Source organism: Blattabacterium cuenoti, from assembly GCF_014252015.1.
Classification (GTDB): Bacteria; Bacteroidota; Bacteroidia; order Flavobacteriales; family Blattabacteriaceae; genus Blattabacterium; species Blattabacterium cuenoti_U.
The window spans coordinates 238,780-259,067 of the sequence record NZ_CP059206.1; the positions used below are offsets into that span (position 1 = coordinate 238,780).

The 20,288-nt window shown below is 26.4% G+C and carries 22 protein-coding genes and 1 tRNA gene; 11 read left to right on the plus strand and 12 right to left on the minus strand.

Annotated elements, in window-relative coordinates:
- From ccoS to H0H50_RS01145, 6 genes are read left to right on the plus strand one after another with little or no spacing between them, the layout of a single operon-like run.
- Positions 1 to 156, plus strand: coding sequence for a cbb3-type cytochrome oxidase assembly protein CcoS (gene ccoS, locus H0H50_RS01120; protein ID WP_238784208.1), 156 nt, complete (start codon positions 1 to 3; stop codon positions 154 to 156).
- A gap of 8 nt (positions 157 to 164) precedes the next feature.
- A complete protein-coding gene (ccoN, locus tag H0H50_RS01125) occupies positions 165 to 2,357 on the plus strand; it encodes a cytochrome-c oxidase, cbb3-type subunit I (RefSeq protein WP_185867340.1) in 2,193 nt (730 codons plus the stop codon).
- An 11-nt stretch (positions 2,358 to 2,368) separates the two neighbouring features.
- Entirely contained in the window at positions 2,369 to 2,563 is a 195-nt protein-coding gene (locus tag H0H50_RS01130) for a CcoQ/FixQ family Cbb3-type cytochrome c oxidase assembly chaperone (RefSeq protein WP_185867341.1), read from the plus strand.
- Positions 2,560 to 3,447, plus strand: a complete 888-nt coding sequence (locus H0H50_RS01135; protein WP_185867342.1) for a cbb3-type cytochrome c oxidase N-terminal domain-containing protein — start codon at positions 2,560 to 2,562, stop codon at positions 3,445 to 3,447. Before H0H50_RS01130 ends, H0H50_RS01135 begins: the two co-directional genes overlap by 4 nt.
- 50 nt (positions 3,448 to 3,497) lie before the next feature.
- Positions 3,498 to 3,980 carry a FixH family protein gene (locus H0H50_RS01140; RefSeq protein WP_185867343.1) on the plus strand — a complete coding sequence of 161 codons (483 nt, stop codon included), beginning with the start codon at positions 3,498 to 3,500 and terminating at the stop codon, positions 3,978 to 3,980.
- A 13-nt stretch (positions 3,981 to 3,993) separates the two neighbouring features.
- Complete coding sequence (locus H0H50_RS01145) at positions 3,994 to 6,273, plus strand: NADP-dependent malic enzyme (protein WP_185867344.1); 2,280 nt, start codon at positions 3,994 to 3,996, stop codon at positions 6,271 to 6,273.
- Here the strand turns inward: H0H50_RS01145 and murI are convergent.
- The 4 genes from murI to H0H50_RS01165 form a co-directional block, all read right to left on the minus strand.
- The gene (gene murI, locus H0H50_RS01150) at positions 6,260 to 7,072 is read right to left on the minus strand and encodes a glutamate racemase (RefSeq protein WP_185867345.1); all 813 of its coding nucleotides are present in this window, start codon (positions 7,070 to 7,072) and stop codon (positions 6,260 to 6,262) included. The two genes, H0H50_RS01145 and murI, sit on opposite strands and share 14 nt — an antisense overlap.
- A gap of 2 nt (positions 7,073 to 7,074) precedes the next feature.
- On the minus strand, positions 7,075 to 7,323 hold the full coding sequence (locus tag H0H50_RS01155; protein WP_185867346.1) for a hypothetical protein: 249 nt from the start codon (positions 7,321 to 7,323) through the stop codon (positions 7,075 to 7,077).
- A 198-nt stretch (positions 7,324 to 7,521) separates the two neighbouring features.
- Positions 7,522 to 7,758 (minus strand): 30S ribosomal protein S20, encoded by a 237-nt coding sequence (rpsT, locus tag H0H50_RS01160; RefSeq protein ID WP_185867347.1) that lies wholly within the window; start codon positions 7,756 to 7,758, stop codon positions 7,522 to 7,524.
- A gap of 12 nt (positions 7,759 to 7,770) precedes the next feature.
- A tRNA-Glu gene (locus tag H0H50_RS01165) sits at positions 7,771 to 7,842 on the minus strand.
- Positions 7,843 to 8,126: 284 nt separating this feature from the next.
- On the opposite strand from H0H50_RS01165, the gene H0H50_RS01170 reads away from it, so the two are divergent.
- The gene (locus H0H50_RS01170) at positions 8,127 to 8,540 is read left to right on the plus strand and encodes a C40 family peptidase (RefSeq protein WP_238784209.1); all 414 of its coding nucleotides are present in this window, start codon (positions 8,127 to 8,129) and stop codon (positions 8,538 to 8,540) included.
- Here the strand turns inward: H0H50_RS01170 and H0H50_RS01175 are convergent.
- Genes H0H50_RS01175 through H0H50_RS01190 form a run of 4 tightly spaced genes read right to left on the minus strand, consistent with a single transcriptional unit; the run spans position 8,528 to position 11,966 of the window.
- Positions 8,528 to 9,781 carry a 3-phosphoshikimate 1-carboxyvinyltransferase gene (locus tag H0H50_RS01175; RefSeq protein WP_185867348.1) on the minus strand — a complete coding sequence of 418 codons (1,254 nt, stop codon included), beginning with the start codon at positions 9,779 to 9,781 and terminating at the stop codon, positions 8,528 to 8,530. The genes H0H50_RS01170 and H0H50_RS01175 overlap by 13 nt on opposite strands.
- A gap of 4 nt (positions 9,782 to 9,785) precedes the next feature.
- Positions 9,786 to 10,115 carry a MazG nucleotide pyrophosphohydrolase domain-containing protein gene (locus H0H50_RS01180; protein ID WP_185867349.1) on the minus strand — a complete coding sequence of 110 codons (330 nt, stop codon included), beginning with the start codon at positions 10,113 to 10,115 and terminating at the stop codon, positions 9,786 to 9,788.
- A gap of 3 nt (positions 10,116 to 10,118) precedes the next feature.
- Positions 10,119 to 11,096, minus strand: a complete 978-nt coding sequence (locus H0H50_RS01185) for a transketolase family protein (protein ID WP_185867350.1) — start codon at positions 11,094 to 11,096, stop codon at positions 10,119 to 10,121.
- Positions 11,097 to 11,108: 12 nt separating this feature from the next.
- Entirely contained in the window at positions 11,109 to 11,966 is an 858-nt protein-coding gene (locus tag H0H50_RS01190; protein ID WP_185867351.1) for a transketolase, read from the minus strand.
- Between the two features lie 70 nt (positions 11,967 to 12,036).
- Here H0H50_RS01190 and smpB point away from each other — a divergent pair, with 70 nt between their 5' ends.
- Together smpB and H0H50_RS01200 are read left to right on the plus strand one after the other, a co-directional pair.
- A complete protein-coding gene (gene smpB / locus H0H50_RS01195) occupies positions 12,037 to 12,486 on the plus strand; it encodes an SsrA-binding protein SmpB (protein ID WP_185867352.1) in 450 nt (149 codons plus the stop codon).
- Between the two features lie 73 nt (positions 12,487 to 12,559).
- Positions 12,560 to 13,771 (plus strand): OmpA family protein, encoded by a 1,212-nt coding sequence (locus H0H50_RS01200; RefSeq protein ID WP_185867353.1) that lies wholly within the window; start codon positions 12,560 to 12,562, stop codon positions 13,769 to 13,771.
- Positions 13,772 to 13,818: 47 nt separating this feature from the next.
- Here H0H50_RS01200 and tatC read toward each other — a convergent pair whose 3' ends face one another.
- Positions 13,819 to 14,619, minus strand: a complete 801-nt coding sequence (gene tatC / locus H0H50_RS01205) for a twin-arginine translocase subunit TatC (RefSeq protein WP_185867354.1) — start codon at positions 14,617 to 14,619, stop codon at positions 13,819 to 13,821.
- Positions 14,620 to 14,696: 77 nt separating this feature from the next.
- Between tatC and H0H50_RS01210 the strand changes: the two genes are divergently transcribed.
- Entirely contained in the window at positions 14,697 to 15,707 is a 1,011-nt protein-coding gene (locus tag H0H50_RS01210) for a redox-regulated ATPase YchF (RefSeq protein ID WP_185867355.1), read from the plus strand.
- Here H0H50_RS01210 and H0H50_RS01215 read toward each other — a convergent pair.
- Entirely contained in the window at positions 15,697 to 16,779 is a 1,083-nt protein-coding gene (locus H0H50_RS01215) for a zinc-binding metallopeptidase family protein (RefSeq protein ID WP_185867356.1), read from the minus strand. The two genes, H0H50_RS01210 and H0H50_RS01215, sit on opposite strands and share 11 nt — an antisense overlap.
- A 26-nt stretch (positions 16,780 to 16,805) precedes the next feature.
- Complete coding sequence (gene dapF, locus H0H50_RS01220; RefSeq protein ID WP_185867357.1) at positions 16,806 to 17,612, minus strand: diaminopimelate epimerase; 807 nt, start codon at positions 17,610 to 17,612, stop codon at positions 16,806 to 16,808.
- Positions 17,613 to 17,692: 80 nt separating this feature from the next.
- Here dapF and H0H50_RS01225 point away from each other — a divergent pair, with 80 nt between their 5' ends.
- Positions 17,693 to 19,198, plus strand: coding sequence for a Do family serine endopeptidase (locus tag H0H50_RS01225; protein WP_185867358.1), 1,506 nt, complete (start codon positions 17,693 to 17,695; stop codon positions 19,196 to 19,198).
- Here the strand turns inward: H0H50_RS01225 and H0H50_RS01230 are convergent.
- Entirely contained in the window at positions 19,195 to 20,286 is a 1,092-nt protein-coding gene (locus H0H50_RS01230; RefSeq protein WP_185867359.1) for an LptF/LptG family permease, read from the minus strand. The genes H0H50_RS01225 and H0H50_RS01230 overlap by 4 nt on opposite strands.
- Positions 20,287 to 20,288 lie beyond the last annotated feature (2 nt).

Genomic DNA, 20,288 nt, shown 5'->3' on the forward strand with positions numbered 1-20,288 from the left:
ATGCCTATGGACATATTAATTATTATGATATTATCTAGTATTTCTTTGGGAGCATTTTTTCTTATATTTTTTTTAGTGGCTCTTTATTCTGGTCAATTTGATGATTATGAATCTCCTAGTATTAGAATTTTAATTGATGATTTTGAAAAAAATTAAATTTTTTGATGAAATTGAAAACATATTATTATAATAACAGTATTGTAAAAGCTTTTTTATATGCTACGATGTTTTGGGCTTTTGTTGGATTTTTAGCCGGGTTATTTGTAGCTTTATTATTATTTTATCCTGAAGTTCCTGAACTTATTTTTGGGAACAAACTAAAGTATTCTCAAGGAGTTATGGGATTTGGTCGATGGAGAATGCTTCATACAAGCACAGCTATTTTTGCTTTTGTAGGAAATATTATTTTCACAGGGTATTATTATGCTTTACAACGTTTGTTAAAGACAAGAATTTTCAGTGATATTCTCAGTTGGATTCATTTTTGGGGATGGCAATTATTTATTGTTTCTACTTGGATTACTTTTTTATTAGGAATTAATACAAGTAAAGAATATGCTGAACATGAGTGGCCTATAGATATAGGAATATTTTTGATTTGGATAGTTTACGGAATAAATATGATTGGGAGCATTCTTAAAAGAAGAATTAAACATTTATATGTTAGCGTTTGGTTTTTATTAGGAACATGGGTAGCTGTAGGGATGTTACATGTATTTAATAATCTTGAATTGCCTATATCTCTTTTATCTTTTAAAAGTTATTCTATATATGCTGGAGTGCAAGATGCATTAATGCAATGGTGGTATGGTCATAATGCGGTGGCCTTTATTTTAACTACACCTATACTGGGACTAATGTATTATTTTGTTCCAAAAGCATCTAATCAACCTATTTTTTCTTATAAACTTTCTATTATACATTTTTGGTCTTTAATATTTATATACATTTGGGCGGGTCCTCATCATTTAATGTATACATCTCTTCCTAATTGGGCTCAAATGTTAGGAACTATTTTTTCAATTATGTTGATTGCCCCTTCTTGGGGAGGAATGTTGAATGGGTTGCTTACTTTAAGAGGAGCTTGGAGTAAAATGAAAACAAATCCTACTTTGAAGTTTTTTGTGGTTGGAATTACCTGCTATGGAATGGCTACTTTTGAAGGGCCTATGTTAGCAACTAAAACTCTAAATTCCATAGGACATTTCACAGATTGGGTCATAGCACATGTTCATTTAGGAACTTTAGGATGGAATGGTTTTATGGCTTTTGGAATCATATACTGGTTGACTCAAAAAATATGGAATACAAAATTGTATTCTACATCATTAGTTAATATTCATTTTTGGTTAGGGGTTTTAGGTATCATTTTATATATTTTTCCTATGTATTTCGGATCTATTTTACAATCTGTCATGTGGAAAAAATTTAATCCTGATGGGACCTTAGCTTATAAAAATTTTTTAGATTCTGTTTTGTCTATCATTCCTTTTTATAAAATAAGGTTTTTAGGTGGAATCATTTACTTTTTAGGTTTTATTTTAATGATTTATAATATTTTTCAAACAATTAGACAAGGTTATTCATTAGATAATGAAGAATTTAAGTGTGATCCATTTTACGGTAATTATGGAAAAGTTGAAGAGAAAACGTTTCACGGATGGTTAGAAAGGAAGCCAATACAATTAACAATTCTTTCTTTTATAGCAGTAGCTATTGGAGGTTTTATAGAGATTATCCCTACTTTAGTGATTAAATCTAACGTACCTACAATTCATAATGTTAAACCTTACAAAGCTTTAGAATTAGAAGGAAGAGATTTATTTGTAAGAGAAGGATGTAATGCTTGTCATAGTGCACAAGTTCGTCCATTTAGAGACGAAGTCGTCCGTTATGGAGAATATTCTAAAGCTGGAGAATTTGTATACGATCATCCATTTCTTTGGGGATCTAAACGAACAGGCCCAGATTTAGCTAGAGAAGGAGGAAAAAACCCTAATTCTTGGCATTTTAATCATATGTACAATCCTCGTTCTACATCTCCTGGATCTATTATGCCTAGATATCCTTGGTTAATTTATAATAAATTGGATAGATCTAATACAGAAAAAAAAATGCAGGCAATGGTAAAATTAGGAGTTCCATATACTTTGAAATATATAAAAAATGTAAATCAAGATATGGATCATCAAGCCAATCAAATTGTATATGATATTTATAAAGAATATCCAAGTTTAAAAAAGGAAATAGATCAACAAAGAAAAATAGAAAAAGAAAAATTTATTCCCTTAGAAAAAAGAGAAATTATAGCTATTATTGCTTATTTACAGCGGTTAGGTACAGATATAAAATCTTAAAAAAAAAGTTCATGATAAGTTTTTTTAAGCAATATTTTACAGGAGAAAAAAATATAGGTGTTTTTCAGTCTGTTATGTTAATTTTATTTTTATTAGCATTTTTTTTAGTAATATTTTTTGTATTTTCAAAATCTAAAAAATATTATAATAAAATAAGTTTAATTCCTTTGGAATTAGAATTAGAAGAAGAAAAAGAAAGGGTATGAGATCTAAAATTTCTTCTTTTATCATGATTCCTTCTTTTTTATCTGTTGTAATATTTATATTTTATGTATTTCTTGTAAGTTATAATCACATATCTTATTTAGTACATCCTATTACTATATTTTTTTTTATTATAATTACAATATTATTGTGTGTTTTAGAATCTATTAATCATTTGATTTTTATAAGAAAATTACAATTTCTTTCAAAAGAAGAAAGAAAAAAAATTTTTGAAGAAAATGAAGGAAATTATTTTTATAGACTTTATAGATTTATGTTTTTTGATTCTAAAAAAATATATCATGATGATGTTAAAAAAATAGATCATGGATTTGATGGAATTATAGAATTAGATAATAAATTACCTATGTGGTGGATTCATCTTTTTTATCTTACAATTGTTTTTTCCGCAATTTATTTTTTTTCTTATTTGTTAATAGATTTTTCTAATCCTTATAAGGAATATGATATAGCTTATAAAAATCAATTAAAAGAAATTGAAATTTTTGAAAAAAATACTCCACAAGTAACTATAGAAAATGCATCTTTTAGAGAAAATTTAATAAATAAAGGAAAAATTCTTTTCGAAGAAAATTGTGCTACTTGTCATAACTCGGATGGTAGTGGAAATATAGGTCCAAATTTAACAGATGATTATTGGATAAATGCAAAAGAAAAAGATTTATTTAAAAACATATTTTATATAATATGGAATGGAAGCGATAATAATCCAACTATGCGTGCTTTTGGTCAATCAGGAGAAATTAAAGGAAATGATATTGAAAAAATATCCAGTTATGTTTATTTTATCAATAAAAAATTTAAAAAATCTTTAAAAGGAAAAGCTCCTCAAGGTAGAAAAATAACAGAATGGAGTAAAATATAATTTATTCTATAGTAAAGTTTTCTATTTAAAAAAAATTTAAAGTTTGAATTATGAAAATAAAATTCAATTGGGATATTGGAATTGTGTTACCTTTAGTTGTTTTTATAATCTTTATTACTTACATTGCTTTCTTTTTTCCACATGTAGGAAGTCAACTTGTGTCAGATAGATATTATGAAGAAGAAATGAAATATCAAGAAATTATAAATGAAAAAAAAAATATGTTAAAACTTCCTACAAAAATAAAAGTTTTCATTTTGTATTCTGGAATTGAAATAATATTCCCTTCTGTTAACAATGATATTTATGGTTTTTTTACTTTATTTAGATCTTCTTCAAAAGATTTAGATTTTTCGCAATCTTTCAAAATATTGAAATCTTCAAAAAAAATATTATTGATTCCTAAAAGATTTTTAAAAAAAGGATATTATAAACTCATAATAAGATGGAAAATAAATAAAAAATATTTTTTTGAAAAAGATATTTATTGGAATCAACATATAAATATTTCTTATTTATTTTCAATATTTTAATATTTTAAACATAATGATAAAAAACATAAGTAATTTTCGTGAAGAGTCTTTAAATTACCATAGTCAATTTCCTTCTGGAAAAATACAAATAACTCCTACAAAAAAATATAGTAGTCAGAGAGATTTATCTCTTGCTTATTCCCCAGGTGTTGCTGAACCTTGTAAGGAGATTGCTCGTTCTTCCATAGAAGTCTACAAATATACTTCCAAGGGGAATCTTGTAGCTGTGATAACCAATGGATCTGCTGTATTAGGACTTGGTGATATTGGAGCATTAGCTTCTAAACCTGTCATGGAAGGTAAAGCACTTTTATTCAAAATATTTTCCGGTATTGATGTTTTTGATATAGAAATTGACGAATCTGATCCAGAAAAATTTATAGAAACAGTAAAAGCGATTGCACCTACTTTTGGCGGAATTAACTTAGAGGATATCAAAGCTCCAGAAGCTTTTGAAATAGAAAGAAGACTTAAAAAAGAACTTAATATTCCTGTAATGCATGATGATCAACATGGAACAGCAATTATTTCAGGAGCTGCACTTCTTAACGCTATCACTTATGTAGGAAAAAAAATTGATGGAATTAAAATGGTAGTTAATGGAGCAGGTGCTGCAGCAATTTCTTGTGCAAGAATATATAAGAAACTTGGAGTAAAACCTGAAAATATTCTTATGTTTGATAGTAAGGGTTTATTACATACTTCAAGAAAGGATTTAAATCAAGAGAAAAAAGAATTTTCCGTTAATACTTATCCCATTAAAAAATTGGAACAGGCTATTAATAATGCGGATATTTTCATAGGTTTATCTATAGGAGGAATATTAACTCCTAATATGTTAAAAAGTATGGCTCCAAATCCAATTGTGTTTGCTATGGCTAATCCTGATCCAGAAATAGATTACAATTTGGCTATAAAAGTACGTTCAGATGTTATTATCGCCACAGGAAGGAGTGATTATCCCAATCAGGTTAATAATGTATTAGGATTTCCTTATATATTCAGAGGAGCATTAGATGTTCATGCTAATGTAATCAATGATGAAATGAAACTTGCTGCAGTACATGCCATTGCATCTTTAGCAAAAGAACCTGTTCCAGAACAGGTAAATATTGTTTATAATAAAAAAAATATTTCTTTTGGAAAAGAATATATCATTCCGAAACCTTTTGATAATCGTTTAATTACTCGTGTAGCTCCTGCAGTAGCAAAAGCCGCTATGGATTCTGGAGTCGCAAGAAATCCTATTTTAGATTGGGAAATCTATCAAGAAAAGTTACTCGATAGAATGGGGTATGAAAGTAAAATGCTTAGAATGATTCAAAATAGAGCCCGTACAAATCCTAAAAAAGTTGTTTTTTGTAATGGAGAAGAGTACGATATTCTTAAATCTGTTCAAATTCTTCATGAAGAAGGAATAGTTTCTATTCCCATAGTTTTAGGAAATGAAGATAGGATCAACCGTTTGATTAATGAAAATAATTTAGATCTTGAATTAAAAATTATAGATCCAGAAAAAGAAGAAAATATAAAAAAAGTAGAAAATTTTGCTCAAATACTTTGGAAAAGAAGGAATAGAAAAGGTTTAACTTTGTATGATTCCAAAATTCGTATGCGGACTAATGATCATTTTGGTGCTATGATGGTCGATCAAGGAAAGGCAGATGCAGTTATTACGGGATATTCTAGAAGTTTTTCATTAAGTTTACGTCCTATGTTAGAAGTTATAGGTAAAGCTAATTCTGTTCAAAAAACGGCAGGAATGATGATTTTATTAACGAAACGTGGTCCTCTATTTTTAGCAGATACAGCTGTCATTCTAGATCCAACAAGTCAAGAATTAGCTAGAATAGCTCTCATGGCTTCTAATGTAGTGAAAAATTTTGATATTGAACCACGTATAGCCATGTTATCTTTTCAAAATTTTTCATCTGATTCAAAAACATCTTATAAAGTTTCTCAAACAGTAGCCTTTTTACATAAAAAATATCCAGATTTGATAGTGGATGGAGAAGTACAGCCTGATTTTGCTTTGAATGAATTTTTATTATCTAGAAAATTTCCTTTCTCTAAACTTGTTAAAAAAAGAGCAAATATTTTCATTTTTCCAAATTTAGAATCAGGAAATTTAACTTATAAATTTATTAGAGGATTAGGAGATGTGCAAACTATTGGCCCTGTCATGTTAGGAATGCGTAAACCGGCACATGTTATGCAAATGCAATCAAGCATAGAAGAAATAGTTAATCTCACTACTTTAGCTGTAATAGATGCACAAATTAGACAGAATTAAAAACATGTGTTTTAAATAATACTTTTCTTCCAAAAAGAATTCGTACTTTTTTTTCAAAAAAAAAGGGAATAGAACTAGATGTATAAAAAACAGGAAACCTATTCCAGTTAGGATGGAGGCATAATAATTTTTTTTCACTTAATTTTTCTTTTATTTCTTGTACTACTATTTTTTGTATATCAATTAAATGAACTTTTCCGAGAAAAAAATTTTTTATTTCTTGTTTCAAAAATAAATAATGAGTACAAGCCAGTAATATTGCATCTATTGATTTTAAATCATTTAAATAATTTTTTATAATAGGATTTATTTTTTTCATTTCCCAACCATTTTCTATAACAGGAGCTAATAAAGGAGTAGATATTTGAACTAAATCTAAGTTATGATAGTATTTTTTAATTTTTTTTAGATAAAAATTTGAATGTATAGTAGCTGGAGTCGCGATGATTCCTATTTTTTTATAAGAAAGAAAAACTTTATTGTTTACAACAGGATCTATAACATTAAATATTAATATTTTTCTATGAAATTTTTTTTGAATCAAATCCAAAGCATTAGATGTAATAGAATTACATGCTATGACTAAAGCTTTACACTTTTTTTGATAAAGAAAAGAAGCTATTTTTATAGAATTTTTTCTAATAAATTTTTTAGATTTTTCCCCATAAGGCATATTTTTGGTGTCTCCAAAATAAATAAAATCTTCATTAGGCATTTGAATTTTAATTTCTTTAGCTATAAGAAGTCCGCCAATTCCAGAATCAAATATTCCTATTGGAGATAATGGACTTATTTTCATATTTAATTTGAATTAAAAGGAAAACGAATCATAAAAGTTAATACAGATAAAAAAAATAAAAATAAAACTGTACGAGTAATTTTTTGATATGGTTGATTTTTATATAATTTTTTGTATAAAAGAATAAATATAAAAAATCCAATTATCATCATAATTGGATGTTCAATCAATTTGAAACGAATTTTTTTTTGTTTGAAAATTTCAACAATATCAACTCCATTTTTGGATAAAAAAATAAAGTTAAATAACATTAACAGTGAACCAATAAAAATTTGAACACAAATAATGAATACTGTAAAATTCAATACTACTTTAAAAAAAAAATACGCTTTTTATTTTTGAACATTTTTTACAGTATAAAATATATATCATTTCTATGATTAGAAAAATCATAAACAAATAAGCTATATAATGATGAAGTTTTAATAAAAATTTCATAAAAAATTAAATTAATTATAAAATATTTTACTCAATTTTCTCTTAAATCTAGCTGCTTTATTCACATGTATAATATTTTTTTTAGCTAATTTATCTATCATGGAAATAACAATAGAATATTGTTTTTTATTTTTATCTATTAACAATTTTTTTATAGCTGTCTTGGTACTTTTATACATATATTTGTTACGTAAGCGTCTGGTATGATTCTGTCTTATTCTTTTTAAAGAAGATGAATGATTTGCCATAAAAAATAATTATAGCCCATAGGGGAATCGAACCCCTCTTTCCAGGATGAAAACCTGACGTCCTAACCAATAGACGAATGGGCCTTTTATAAAAAAATTAATGACACAAATTAAATTTTTTTTATATTTAATACAAGTATTTTGTTTACATTTGATCATCTCTTTTTTTTCATCTGGATTGTTTATTAAATCTTAAACAAGAAAAAAAGCTTATCATCAATTCTAAAATTATTTTACTTATAATTTTTTATTATCATCTTATTTCTACTTCATTATATGGAAATGTAGAATGTAAGAAAAAATATGAAAAAATTTATTTCAGAAAAAAAAAGTTATATAAAAATAATTCAAAAATTTATTTTCAATTTTTGAATCAAAAACTTTTTTTTCAAGAAAAGACAGAATGTATTATAGAAAATGCTAAAAATTATATGTATACTCCATATAGGTATGGAGGGAGTACTAAAACTGGAATAGATTGTTCTGCTTTTATAAAAAATATTTTTGCTTCTTATCATATATTTTTACCACGTATTTCTTACAATCAAGCTAAAAAAGGTTCTTTTGTACCAAAAGGTAAAATAAAAAAAGGAGACTTATTATTTTTTGCAACAGGAACATCTAAAAAAATAAATCATGTAGGTATGGTGATAAATGCTAGCAATAATAATATATTTTTTATTCACGCATCTACATCCAATGGGGTAGTTATATCTCAATTATATCAAAAATATTGGAATCATAGATTCATTGTGGCAAGAAGAATTCTTTATTCTTCATAAGAATCAATTAAAAAACCTAAAGATTCTAAGTCCTTCCAAAAATTAGGATATGACTTTTCTACAACATTTGGATTTTCTATTTCTATAAAATTAGAGCATAATCCAAATGTAGAAAAAGACATTCCCATTCTATGATCTTGATAAGTTTTAATTCTTATAAAAGAATCAATTTTTTCTCTATAAAAACCTGTTATTTCTAAACAAGAATCTGTAATTTTTGTGATCACTCCAAATTTTAAAAGCTCTTCTTTTAATGCTTGCAATCTATCAGTTTCTTTAATCTTCAATGTTTCTAATCCTTTTAATTTACATTTTATACCAATAGCAGCACAAGTAACAACAATAGTCTGAGCAAGATCTGGTGTTTTATTTAAATTTAATTCAATAAATTTTGGTAATACGAAATTTAATTTTTTATTTAATGTTATTACATTTTTATCAAAAATAGTAGAAATTCCAAAATATTTATCATATATATAAGAAACTTCTTTATCTCCTTGCAAACTAACATTGTTATATGATCGTAAAACAATATTACTTTTATTTACAATAGCAGCCATAGAATAATAGTAAGAAGCAGAACTCCAATCTGATTCTACATAAAAATATTTTTCCCCCTTATTTTTTACTGGATAAATATGGATCATTCTTTCTTTCCAATTTGCTTTTATTCCGGCTAAAGTCAATAAATCAAAAGTCATTTTTATATAGGGAATAGATGTAATATTCCCTTTTAGAAAAATTTTTAACCCCATTTTAAATTGACTAGCTATTAACATAAGAGAACTGATATACTGACTACTAATTTTTGCATTCATATCTATTTCTCCTCCTAAAATTTTTTTACCAAAAATTTTTATCGGAGGAAAGCCTTCTTTTTCTAAATAATCAATTTCGGATCCTAGCTTTCTTAAAGCTTCTACGAGTATAAAAATAGGTCTTTCTTTCATTCTATCTGATCCTGTTAATATTACTTTTTTTCCTTCTTGTATAGATAAATAAGAAGTTAAAAAACGCATAGCAGTTCCAGCATGATGAATATCCAATATATTAGAAGTACTAATTAAACTTTTTTTTAATACTTCTGTATCTTCACAGTTAGAAATATTTTCAATATGAATATCATTTTTATAAATAGCTTTTAAAATTAAAAGACGGTTAGATATGCTTTTAGATCCCGTTATAGATATAGAACCATATAAAGAACTTCTATTTTTGTAAATTTTAATGTAAGAAGACATATTTTTATTTTAATTTTTTATTTTCATGATGTCTAGCATGATCTCTAATTTCCTTTTTTTTTAGTTTTTTATAAAAGGATTTTTCTAAATCAATTCCAGTCTGATTTGCTAAACAAGCTATAATAAATAAGACATCTGATAATTCTTCTCCAAGATCTTCATTTTTTTTACAATTTTTTTTTTTAGATTGTTCCCCATAATTTCTAGCAATTATACTAGAAACTTCACCTACTTCTTCAGACAAAAGAATTGTGTTAGTTAACACATCAAAATAACGAATTCCATGATTTTCTATCCAATCATGAACTAATTTTTGTAAATTTTTGATTTCCAAAACTTATATTTTTTTTTGTTTATTTTTCAAAACAAATTGTACATGATTTATAATGGAATCACGATCAATATTATATTTTTTTAAAAGTTCCATAGGTTTTCCACTTTCTCCAAAAGTATCATTAACAGCTACTATACTTTGAATAACTGACCATTTTTTATTGTGTGTGGTCAATACTCTTGCAATACTTTCTCCTAATCCCCCCCAATAATTGTGTTCTTCTGCAGTTACAATACATTTTGTTTTATTAATAGATTTCAAAATCGTATTTTCATCTAATGGTTTTATTGTGTGAATATTAATTACTTCACATTCTATTCCCTTTTTTTTGTATAAAATTTTAGATGCTTCTAAAGATTCCCATACCAAATGTCCTGTGCTAACAATAGTCACATCTTTTCCTTCTGTTAAGACTACGGCTTTTCCTATTTCGAATATCTGATTTTCATCTGTAAAATTAGCTACAGCAGGACGACCAAAACGTAAATACACTGGTCCTAAGTAATTCGATATAGCTAAAGTAGCTGCATAAGTTTGATTATAATCACAAGTATTAATAACAGTCATCCCAGGTAACATTTTCATCATTCCTATATCTTCTAAACTTTGATGTGTAGCTCCATCTTCTCCTAGGGTCAACCCAGAATGAGAAGCACATATTTTTACATTTTTGTAAGAATAAGCAATAGATTGACGTATTTGATCGTAAACACGAGATGTCGCAAAATTTGCAAATGTTCCAGCAAATGGAATATATTGACCTATGCTAAGTCCAGCTGCTATTCCTATCATATTAGCTTCTGCTATTCCTATTTGAAAAAATCTTTCAGGAAATTCTTTAGAAAACTGATCCATAAATAGAGAGGTAGTTAAATCCGCACATAATGCGACCACTTTATTATTTTTTCTTCCCAAAAAAGTTAAAGCTTTACCAAAGCCTGCTCTAGTTTCTTTCAGCCCTTGATTTTTATATTGTTTCATAATATATATTTTTTATAATGGATAATCTTCTAAAGAAGTTTCAGGAAGTTGAGATAAAGCTTTTTCTAATTCTTCTTTATTAGGATACTTTCCATGCCATGCATTATTTCCCATCATAAAATCTACACCGTACCCCATTTGAGTATATAATATGATTAAAACAGGTTTACCTTTTCCAGTTTCATTTTTGGCTTTATTTAAAATATTAATCACTTTTTCAACATTATTTCCTTCTAATTCTTCTATAACTTTCCAATCAAAAGATTCAAATTTTTTTTTCAAATTACCTAGAGGTAATACTTCATCTGTTGTTCCATCAATTTGTTGACCGTTATAATCTACAGTAGCAATGTAATTATCTATTTTTCTAGACCCCGCATACAAAACAGCTTCCCAAATTTGTCCTTCATTTAATTCTCCATCTCCATGTAAACTGTAAATAATACTATGAGATTCCTTGTTAAGTTTTTTTGATAAAGCAGCACCAATGGATACAGACATTCCTTGTCCTAAGGAGCCAGAAGAAATTCGTATTCCAGGAAGTCCTCCATGTACTGTAGGATGTCCTTGCAAACGAGAATTTAATTTTCTGAAGGTAGATAATTCTTTAATCGAAAAAAATCCAGAACGAGCTAATATGCTATAATAAACAGGAGATATATGTCCATTAGATAAGAAGAAAAGATCTTCCCCTATTCCATCCATATAAAATTCACTTGGATTATAATGCATAATTTTTTGATATAAAGCCACAAAAAACTCTGTGCATCCTAAAGATCCGCCAGGATGTCCAGATTTCGCATCATTTACCATACGTAAAATATCTCTTCTCACTTGAATACACAAATCTTTTAAATAACGTACATTCATTTTTTTCAATTTTTGTGTTTGTATATCTTTGTATTTTCGTTTGACTATTTCACAAAAATAACGATTAATTATGAGTATTCTAAATAGAAAAGCAAGATTTAGGTATCATTTCTTGGAACATTATATAGCTGGAATACAACTGTTTGGAACAGAAGTTAAATCAATAAGACAAAATAAGGTCAATATAATGGAAAGTTTTTGTCAAATGAAACATGGAGAGTTATATTCTATTAATATGTATATAGCTGAATATAAATTTGGAACCAATTGGAATCACTCAAGTGTAAGAGAAAGAAAATTATTATTAAAAAAACAAGAATTAATAAGAATAAATAAGAAATTGAAGAATCCAGGTTTAACTTTAATTCCCATAGAATTATTTTTTAATGATAAAGGATATATAAAAATCAAAATAGTTTTAGCTAAAGGAAAAAAAACATATGACAAACGTGAATCTTTGCGAAAAAAAGATTTGATTAGAGAAATCAAGCAATCTTTTAAATTAAAAAATCGTATTTAATTTATTTTTAAAATCAAATTATTTTTAAAATCAAATATTTATATTTGTTTAGATTTAAAGAAATTATAGTTTTATGAAAAACGTAAATTTTTTTATTGTTGTTTTATTTGCTTTTTTTTCGTCTGTCTTTTCCCAAGATTCGAAAGAAAAATGGTTTATTCGAATAGGAGCACATGACATCAATTATCATCCTATAACGTCTCCTTTTAAAGATTTTTTTCTTAAAAAAAATAATAGTTTTAATCCTGTTATTTCTAGTATAGAATTAGAACATAATATTAAGAAACATATAGGTTTGTATTTAGATGCTTCATTAGGTATGGTAGATAATATGAGATGGCTGGTAGAAAACAGTTTCTTTCTAAAGTTAAGTCATGGGGTTAATTTATATATTTTACCTCATTACAAGTTTGATCCTTATTTAAGATTAGGAGGAGGTTATCATAAGTTCAATAATTATATAAACAGAGAATTGAGAATTTCAGAAACAAAATATTTTAGAACGAATAAGAAAAACTTCTTTTTGTTAGATGGAGGATTAGGGTTAAATTTATGGTTGGTATCTAATTTTGGGATTAACTTACAAAGTACTTATAATCATGTATTTGCAAAACAATCGAAAGATTATTTGAATTTTTGGAAACATAATGTAGGATTGATTTTTCGTTTTGGAAATTTAAAAATTAATCCTGATCATAAAATCGTAGCAGAAACAGAAAAAGATACTTATTACGAGGAAAAGGAAAAGAAAAAAAATGAAGAAAAACATTTTGTAGAAGAAAAAGAAAAGAAAATTTGTTGTGATAATCAAGAAGATTCAGATAATGATGGAGTTTTGAATAAAGAAGATTTGTGTCCAAATGAATTTGGATTAAAAAAATTTAAAGGATGCCCTGATACAGATTCAGATAATATTCCGGATTATGAAGATAAATGTCCTCAAAAATTTGGAAAAAAAGAAAATAAAGGATGTCCTGATGTAGTTTTTAACCCCATTTTATTTGATTTGGGTAAATTTTCATTATCTTCTCGTTCCTTAAAAATTATTAATGAAATTGCTGAAATCATGAGAAACTATCTTCCTAATTCTAAATTTTACATAAATGGATATACAGATGCTAATGGAAAATCCTATTATAATAAAATTTTATCTGTGAAAAGAGCTCATGCCGTATTTGAAGCTTTAGTTTCTAAAGGAGTAGATTCTTCTAGAATAGAAGTTAGAGGATTAGGAGTAGGAAAGAAAAAAGGACGACGTGTTGAAATCACAATACGAAAATCATAACATATACAATACAACAAATAAAAAAGTCTCTTGATCAAGAGACTTTTTTATTTGTTGTTTGTGTGAAAAGATATGTATACACTTACTTGATAAAGTATTAGAAGAGGAATTAATACGATAATTGTACTTAAAATATCTCCAGGTGTTATAGCAGAAGCTATAACTAACATAATCATAAAAGCATGTTTTCTGTATTTTTTTAAAAATGTATAGGATATTAATTCCATTTTAGTAAGAAAGAATATAAAAAATGGAAATAAAAAAATAATTCCCATAGAAAGCACTGAATGAACGATTAAAGATATGTAATCTGATAAATCGAATATGTTTTTTGGAACATGACTTATTCTAAAAGAATATCCAAAATGAATTAAAAATGGACATAATATAAAATAACCGAAAAAAATTCCTAATAAAAATAGAAAAGATACTAACATCAGTATCCATATAGAATATTTTTTCTCTTTTTCCGAAAGAGCCGGTTCTATAAATTTCCAAAATTCATAAAAAACATAAGGAAAAGATAAAATTACACCTCCTATAAAACAAGTCCATACATAAATATTGAATTGTCCGAATATTTGTCTATTTTGTATCTCTAAATTTTTATACAGAAAAGAAGAAGAAACGGAACTAAAATGGATACCTAAAAAAGAATTTGTCAATTTGTAAAATATACGGTAAGTAATAAAATCTGTTTTTGCTGGACCAAAAATAATGCAATCAAATATAATTTTTCTATTGTTCATTAAAATAATCATAGCAATGACTATTGCACAAAAACAATGGATTATATGTTTTCTTAATTCATCAATATGTTTCCAGAACGGCATTTTATTTTCGTTCATTCATAAAAAAAATTAAATTTTGGTAAAATAATATTTCTTTTCGATAAAAATTGTAATTTTCATCAGAAAGAAAAAAAATGAAATGTGGAATTATAGGTCTTCCAAATACAGGAAAATCAACATTTTTTAATTTGATTTCTAATTCTAAAGCTTTATCAGAAAATTTTCCATTTTGTACCATAGAACCTAATTATGGAATTACAAAAGTTCCAGATGAAAGACTGCATGAACTCAAAAAAATCATTAATCCTACAAAAATAATTCCATCCGAAATAAAAATAGTAGATATAGCTGGATTAATTAAAGGATCGCATAAAGGAGAAGGTTTAGGAAATAGATTTTTATCTCATATTCGTGAAACCAATGTCATTATTCACATGATACGTTTTTTTAACGATATAAGTGTGATGCATGTAGAAGGATCCGTTAATCCTATTAGAGATAAAGAGATTATTGATATGGAATTGCAGTTTAAAGATCTGGAAACAATAGAAAAAAGATTAAAAAAAATTCATACAAAAAATAAAGTCAATAAATCTACACATATATTGAAAAGTATTTTTTCTTTTTTAAAAAAAGGAAAAAACATTAGAATGTATCCATTTCAAAAAGATGATAAAGAACATATCAAAGATTTACAGTTATTAACTGTTAAACCTATTATTTATGTATGTAATATAGATGATGAGTTAAATTATACAACCAATTCATATATAGAAAATATGAAAAAAATGGTAAAAATGGAAAATTCTACTTTGGTAATTCTATCGTTGAAAAAAAATTATATAGGAATTGATAAGATACTAAAAAAAACCTATAAGTTATTAAACTTACAAAGTTTTTTTACGGTAGGAAAAAAAGAAATTAGATCTTGGTCTGTTCCTAATCCATGCACAGTTTATGAAGCCTCTTCAGCTATTCATACAGATTTTAAAAAAGGATTTATTAGAGCAAAAGTTATTCATTATGATGATTTTATCAAATATAGATCTGAAGAAAATGTTAAAAAAGCAGGAAAAATATTATTAGCAGGAAAAAATTATCTCATTCAAGATGGAGATATCATTCATTTTCGATTCAATCAATAAAAAATTGATTATTATTATTAATTGCTTGCAAAGTTTCAAAAATTAGTAATACAGCTTGTTCTACATCATTTTTATGAACCATTTCTACTGTGGTATGCATATATTTTAGAGGAATGGAAATTAAAGCGGACGATACCCCCTTATTGGAATAAGCAAAAGCATCTGTATCTGTTCCCGTGTATCTAGATGATACTAAACGTTGAAAATGTATTTTTTTACTGTTAGCTGTGTTAATAATTAATTCTCTAATATTTTTATGTATTGAAGGTGCATATACAATTACAGGTCCTAATCCAGATTTAATATCACCTTGTATTTTTTTTTCAATCATAGGACTATAAGTATCGTGTGTAACATCTGTAACAATAGCCACATTGGGTTTTATAGTTTGAGATATCATTTTAGCCCCTTTTAATCCTACTTCTTCTTGAACTGAATTCACGATATATAATCCAAATTTTAAATCAATATCATTTTCTATTAGCATTTTTGCTACTTCTGCTATAATAAAACCTCCTATTTTATTATCTAATGCTCTAGATACAAAATAATTGTTATTCATAACAAAAAATTTATCAGGATAAGTAATCACACAACCTACATGAACACCCATATTAATTACTTCCGTCTTACAGGAAGCACCAATATCTATAAATAGATTATCTACACTAGGAGATTTTTCTTTTGAAGGTTTTCTTGTATGAATAGCAGGCCATCCAAATACTCCATGTACGAATCCTTTTTCTGTATGAATAATTACTCTTTTAGATGGAGCAATTTGGTGATCAGATCCTCCATTACGAGAAACATATATTATTCCTTCTTCTGTGATATAATTAACGTACCATGATATTTCATCAACATGAGCTTCAATAATTAATTTATATGGAGAATTAGGGTTAATAATCCCTACTGCTGTCCCATATAAATCGGTTTGTACTTTTTCTACATAAGAACTAATATGATTCATCCAGATTTTTTGCCCTTCATTTTCACATCCTGTTGGAGAATATTCATTCAAATATTTCTCTAGGAATTTAATAGAATCACTATTAATTGAATAATTACTCATTTTTTTTTCTATTTATTAATTAAAAATTAAATAATAATGTATCCTTTAAATATAAATTTAACATGTCCAATTAAGGAAACATTTTTATATTCATTTTTTGTTTCCGTTAGTGAAACCCATAATTTACCTCCAAGAGTTTGAACTAAAATCTCTCCTAGATTATTTTTTATTTTATCCGTTTTATATGCGGCAATTACAGAAGCAACAACTCCTGTTCCACAGGATAAAGTTTCATTCTCTACACCTCTTTCATAAGTACGTACTTGTAACGTATTATTTTCAAGTACTTTTACAAAATTAACATTGACTCCTTTTTTCAAGTAAGGACTTTGAAATCTAATTTTTTTACCTTCTTCAGATACATTTTTTTCTTTTATATTTTCTACAAATTGAATATGATGTGGAGATCCTGTATTTAAAAAAACGTATTTTTTATGAATTTCTATTGTATTTTTATCTACATCAAGTAGTTTTATAGAAACTAAATCCTTAGTTTTTATTATAAATCCATCATGATATCCATCTATAGCTCGAAAATGAATTTTATTTTTTTTTATGATTCCTAATTTATAAGCAAAAGAAATAGCACATCTTCCCCCATTTCCACACATTGTACTTTCTTGTCCATCGGAATTATAATATTTCATATAAAAATCACTTTCATCTTCATCATCATTTTTAACTAAAATAATTCCATCGGCTCCAATACCAAAATGTCTATCACACAATTTTTTGAACAAAAAAGGATTTCCTATTTTTTCTTTTTTTTTTCTATAATCTAGAAGTATGAAATCATTTCCCGTTCCTTGATATTTATAAAAATCTAATTCCATAGCAACGAAGTTAATATTATTTTTAGAACTATAAAATTATTAATTTCCATATATTTGTTTGTTTTAAATCACTAATATATATGAAGAAAATAGTTTTTTATATTGTACTAAGCAGTATTATGAGTTCAATAATAACTATTGCTGCATATAAACAATACACTAAAGAAGAACCTATACTTTTTCCATACACATCATCTTTATCAAAAACAAAGTTCACCTCTTCAGATACTTCCCCATTGGTTAGTTCTGCAGGATTTCCTGACTTTACCAGAGTTGTATCTAAAACTATACATGCAGTAGTCAATATAAAAAATTATTCAAAAAAATATAATAATCAGTTTGATCCATTTGATTTCTTTTTTGGATTTCCTGATGATTTTGGAAATAATAGAGGAAGAAAACCTCAAAAAAATGATATTCCTGGACTTCATGGGTCTGGGGTCATCATATCCCCTGATGGATATATTGTAACTAATAATCATGTCATAAAAGATGCAGAAAAAATAGAAATTTCTCTTAACGATCAAAGAACTTATAAAGCTAAACTAATAGGAACAGATCCTAGTACGGATATTGCTTTATTAAAAATTAATGAAAAAAATTTACCTTTTATTTATTTTTCGGATTCCAATAAAGTACAAGTAGGAGAGTGGGTTTTAGCGATAGGAAATCCTTTTGATTTAAACTCTACAGTTACAGCAGGGATCATAAGCGCAAAAAATAGAAGTTTGGGGATATTAAGAGGAGAAACACAATCAGCTATTGAATCTTTTTTTCAAACAGATGCAGCTGTAAATCCTGGAAATAGTGGGGGGGCTTTAATCAATACTAATGGAGAGTTAATTGGAATTAATACTGCCATTTCTTCAGCATCAGGAAGTTTTATAGGATATAGTTTTGCAGCTCCTTCTAACTTGGTAGCAAAAGTGATACAGGATATAAAAAAATACGGAACCGTACAACGTGCATATTTAGGAGTGAAAGGAATGGATCTTTCTAAAACAGAATATCTAAAAGCTTATAATAAAGAAACACATCAAAATATAAAATCACAACCGGGTTTTTTAATAGGAGAAGTTTTTGAAAAAAGTGGAGCAGCAGATGCCGGACTTAAAAAAGGAGATATTATAAAAAGCATAGATGGAAAACCTATACAAAATGTTGCAGATTTATCATTTATTGTCGGAACAAAACATCCAGGGGATAAAGTAAAAGTGAATATTATACGCAATAGACAGAAAAAAACTTTTCACGTAACTTTGAAAGATTTGCAAGGAAGAATAAAAATAAGGACTAAAGAGGAAATTACTCCATCTGAATTATTAGGGGCTATATTTGAACCACTTAGTAAAGAGTCTAAAAAAGAGTTTGGTATTGGTTATGGGATTAGAATTATAGAGATAAGAACAGGTCGTTTAAGTGCTATAGGTTTGGAAGAAGGAGACATAATTTTATCTATTAATGGAGAAAAAATGAAAAAACCTAATGATGTTGATAGAGTTTTAAAAAAATATTCAGGAGATGTTACCATAAAATCTATTAAACAAAATGGACAAGTATATATAGCAGGATTTGAAATGAATTAATTCATACTTCTATTCCAATAAAAAAACAATGTAATTATTCCATAAATAATATTAGGAAGCCAAACAGCTAAATAAGAAGGAATGTAATCTTTGTTAGAATATGTTTTTGTTATTTCTATAAAAAAAACATAAAAAAAAGCTAATACAATTCCTATAATAATATTATAAGCAATTTCTCCTTTTTCTCTTTTTGTAGATGTAGATATAGATAATCCCAAAAGGGTAAATATTAAAGTAGAAAAGGGTAAACTTGTTCTTTGATAATATTCATTTAAATGTATGTTCATATTTTTTTTGTCTTTTTCTATATCAATAAATTTTTTCAATTCATGAATATTCATTGTTTCTGCTATATATTCCTCTGGTAAAAATTGTTCAGGGGTTATGGGGAATTTCTTAATCTTATAATCTCCTACAGTTAAAAAATCATGATTTTTTTTTATTATAGTTTCTATGTAATCAAATAAAATATATATTCTATATTTTTTAGACCAAAAAATAGTTCTACATTTTAGAATGTATATTAACTTTTTTCCATTATATTTCTGATATACACATTCTTTTCCTATATTTTCTTTTTTTGAAAAATTTCTAATAAAAATATATTCATTTTTTGAAATTTGAGTACTTATTGTTTGATTTTTTTCATATTTATTTTTGTATTTTGGACTTAAAAGATATTGATAATGAAATTCATTTTTTTTTTTGTTAGCCACAGGTAAAAAATAATAATTTGTTATTAAAGCTAAAATTCCTATCACAATAGCTGACATTAAGTAAGGAAAAGTCAATCTTCTAAAACTAATTCCACTTGATAGAATCGCTATGATTTCTGAATTATGGGTTAATTTAGATGTGAAAAAAATAACAGACAAAAAAACGGAAATAGGATAAAAAGTATTAATTAACCATATGGACCAAAAAGGATAATAAAAAATTAAAGCTTCTTTAATTGATCCTTGATTGTTTTCTAAACGATGCATTCGTTGAGAAATGTCTATCAACACAGATAATAATTGCAGTGAAATAGTAATAAATATGAAAGTACCAATGAAATTACGAATAATATAACGATCAATAATTTTCATAT

Bases quoted from the DNA above. Each gene is read 5' to 3' on its own strand.
- ccoS (WP_238784208.1), top strand. From the start codon at position 1: ATGCCTATGGACATATTAATTATTATGATATTATCTAGTATTTCTTTG.
- H0H50_RS01200 (WP_185867353.1), top strand. From the start codon at position 12,560: ATGAAAAACGTAAATTTTTTTATTGTTGTTTTATTTGCTTTTTTTTCG.
- rpsT (WP_185867347.1), bottom strand. From the start codon at position 7,758: ATGGCAAATCATTCATCTTCTTTAAAAAGAATAAGACAGAATCATACC.
- ccoN (WP_185867340.1), top strand. From the start codon at position 165: ATGAAATTGAAAACATATTATTATAATAACAGTATTGTAAAAGCTTTT.
- H0H50_RS01140 (WP_185867343.1), top strand. From the start codon at position 3,498: ATGAAAATAAAATTCAATTGGGATATTGGAATTGTGTTACCTTTAGTT.
- H0H50_RS01225 (WP_185867358.1), top strand. From the start codon at position 17,693: ATGAAGAAAATAGTTTTTTATATTGTACTAAGCAGTATTATGAGTTCA.
- murI (WP_185867345.1), bottom strand. From the start codon at position 7,072: ATGAAAATAAGTCCATTATCTCCAATAGGAATATTTGATTCTGGAATT.
- smpB (WP_185867352.1), top strand. From the start codon at position 12,037: ATGAGTATTCTAAATAGAAAAGCAAGATTTAGGTATCATTTCTTGGAA.
- H0H50_RS01135 (WP_185867342.1), top strand. From the start codon at position 2,560: ATGAGATCTAAAATTTCTTCTTTTATCATGATTCCTTCTTTTTTATCT.
- H0H50_RS01190 (WP_185867351.1), bottom strand. From the start codon at position 11,966: ATGAATGTACGTTATTTAAAAGATTTGTGTATTCAAGTGAGAAGAGAT.
- H0H50_RS01155 (WP_185867346.1), bottom strand. From the start codon at position 7,323: ATGTTATTTAACTTTATTTTTTTATCCAAAAATGGAGTTGATATTGTT.
- H0H50_RS01175 (WP_185867348.1), bottom strand. From the start codon at position 9,781: ATGTCTTCTTACATTAAAATTTACAAAAATAGAAGTTCTTTATATGGT.
- H0H50_RS01215 (WP_185867356.1), bottom strand. From the start codon at position 16,779: ATGAGTAATTATTCAATTAATAGTGATTCTATTAAATTCCTAGAGAAA.
- H0H50_RS01210 (WP_185867355.1), top strand. From the start codon at position 14,697: ATGAAATGTGGAATTATAGGTCTTCCAAATACAGGAAAATCAACATTT.
- H0H50_RS01145 (WP_185867344.1), top strand. From the start codon at position 3,994: ATGATAAAAAACATAAGTAATTTTCGTGAAGAGTCTTTAAATTACCAT.
- H0H50_RS01185 (WP_185867350.1), bottom strand. From the start codon at position 11,096: ATGAAACAATATAAAAATCAAGGGCTGAAAGAAACTAGAGCAGGCTTT.
- dapF (WP_185867357.1), bottom strand. From the start codon at position 17,612: ATGGAATTAGATTTTTATAAATATCAAGGAACGGGAAATGATTTCATA.
- tatC (WP_185867354.1), bottom strand. From the start codon at position 14,619: ATGAACGAAAATAAAATGCCGTTCTGGAAACATATTGATGAATTAAGA.
- H0H50_RS01130 (WP_185867341.1), top strand. From the start codon at position 2,369: ATGATAAGTTTTTTTAAGCAATATTTTACAGGAGAAAAAAATATAGGT.
- H0H50_RS01230 (WP_185867359.1), bottom strand. From the start codon at position 20,286: ATGAAAATTATTGATCGTTATATTATTCGTAATTTCATTGGTACTTTC.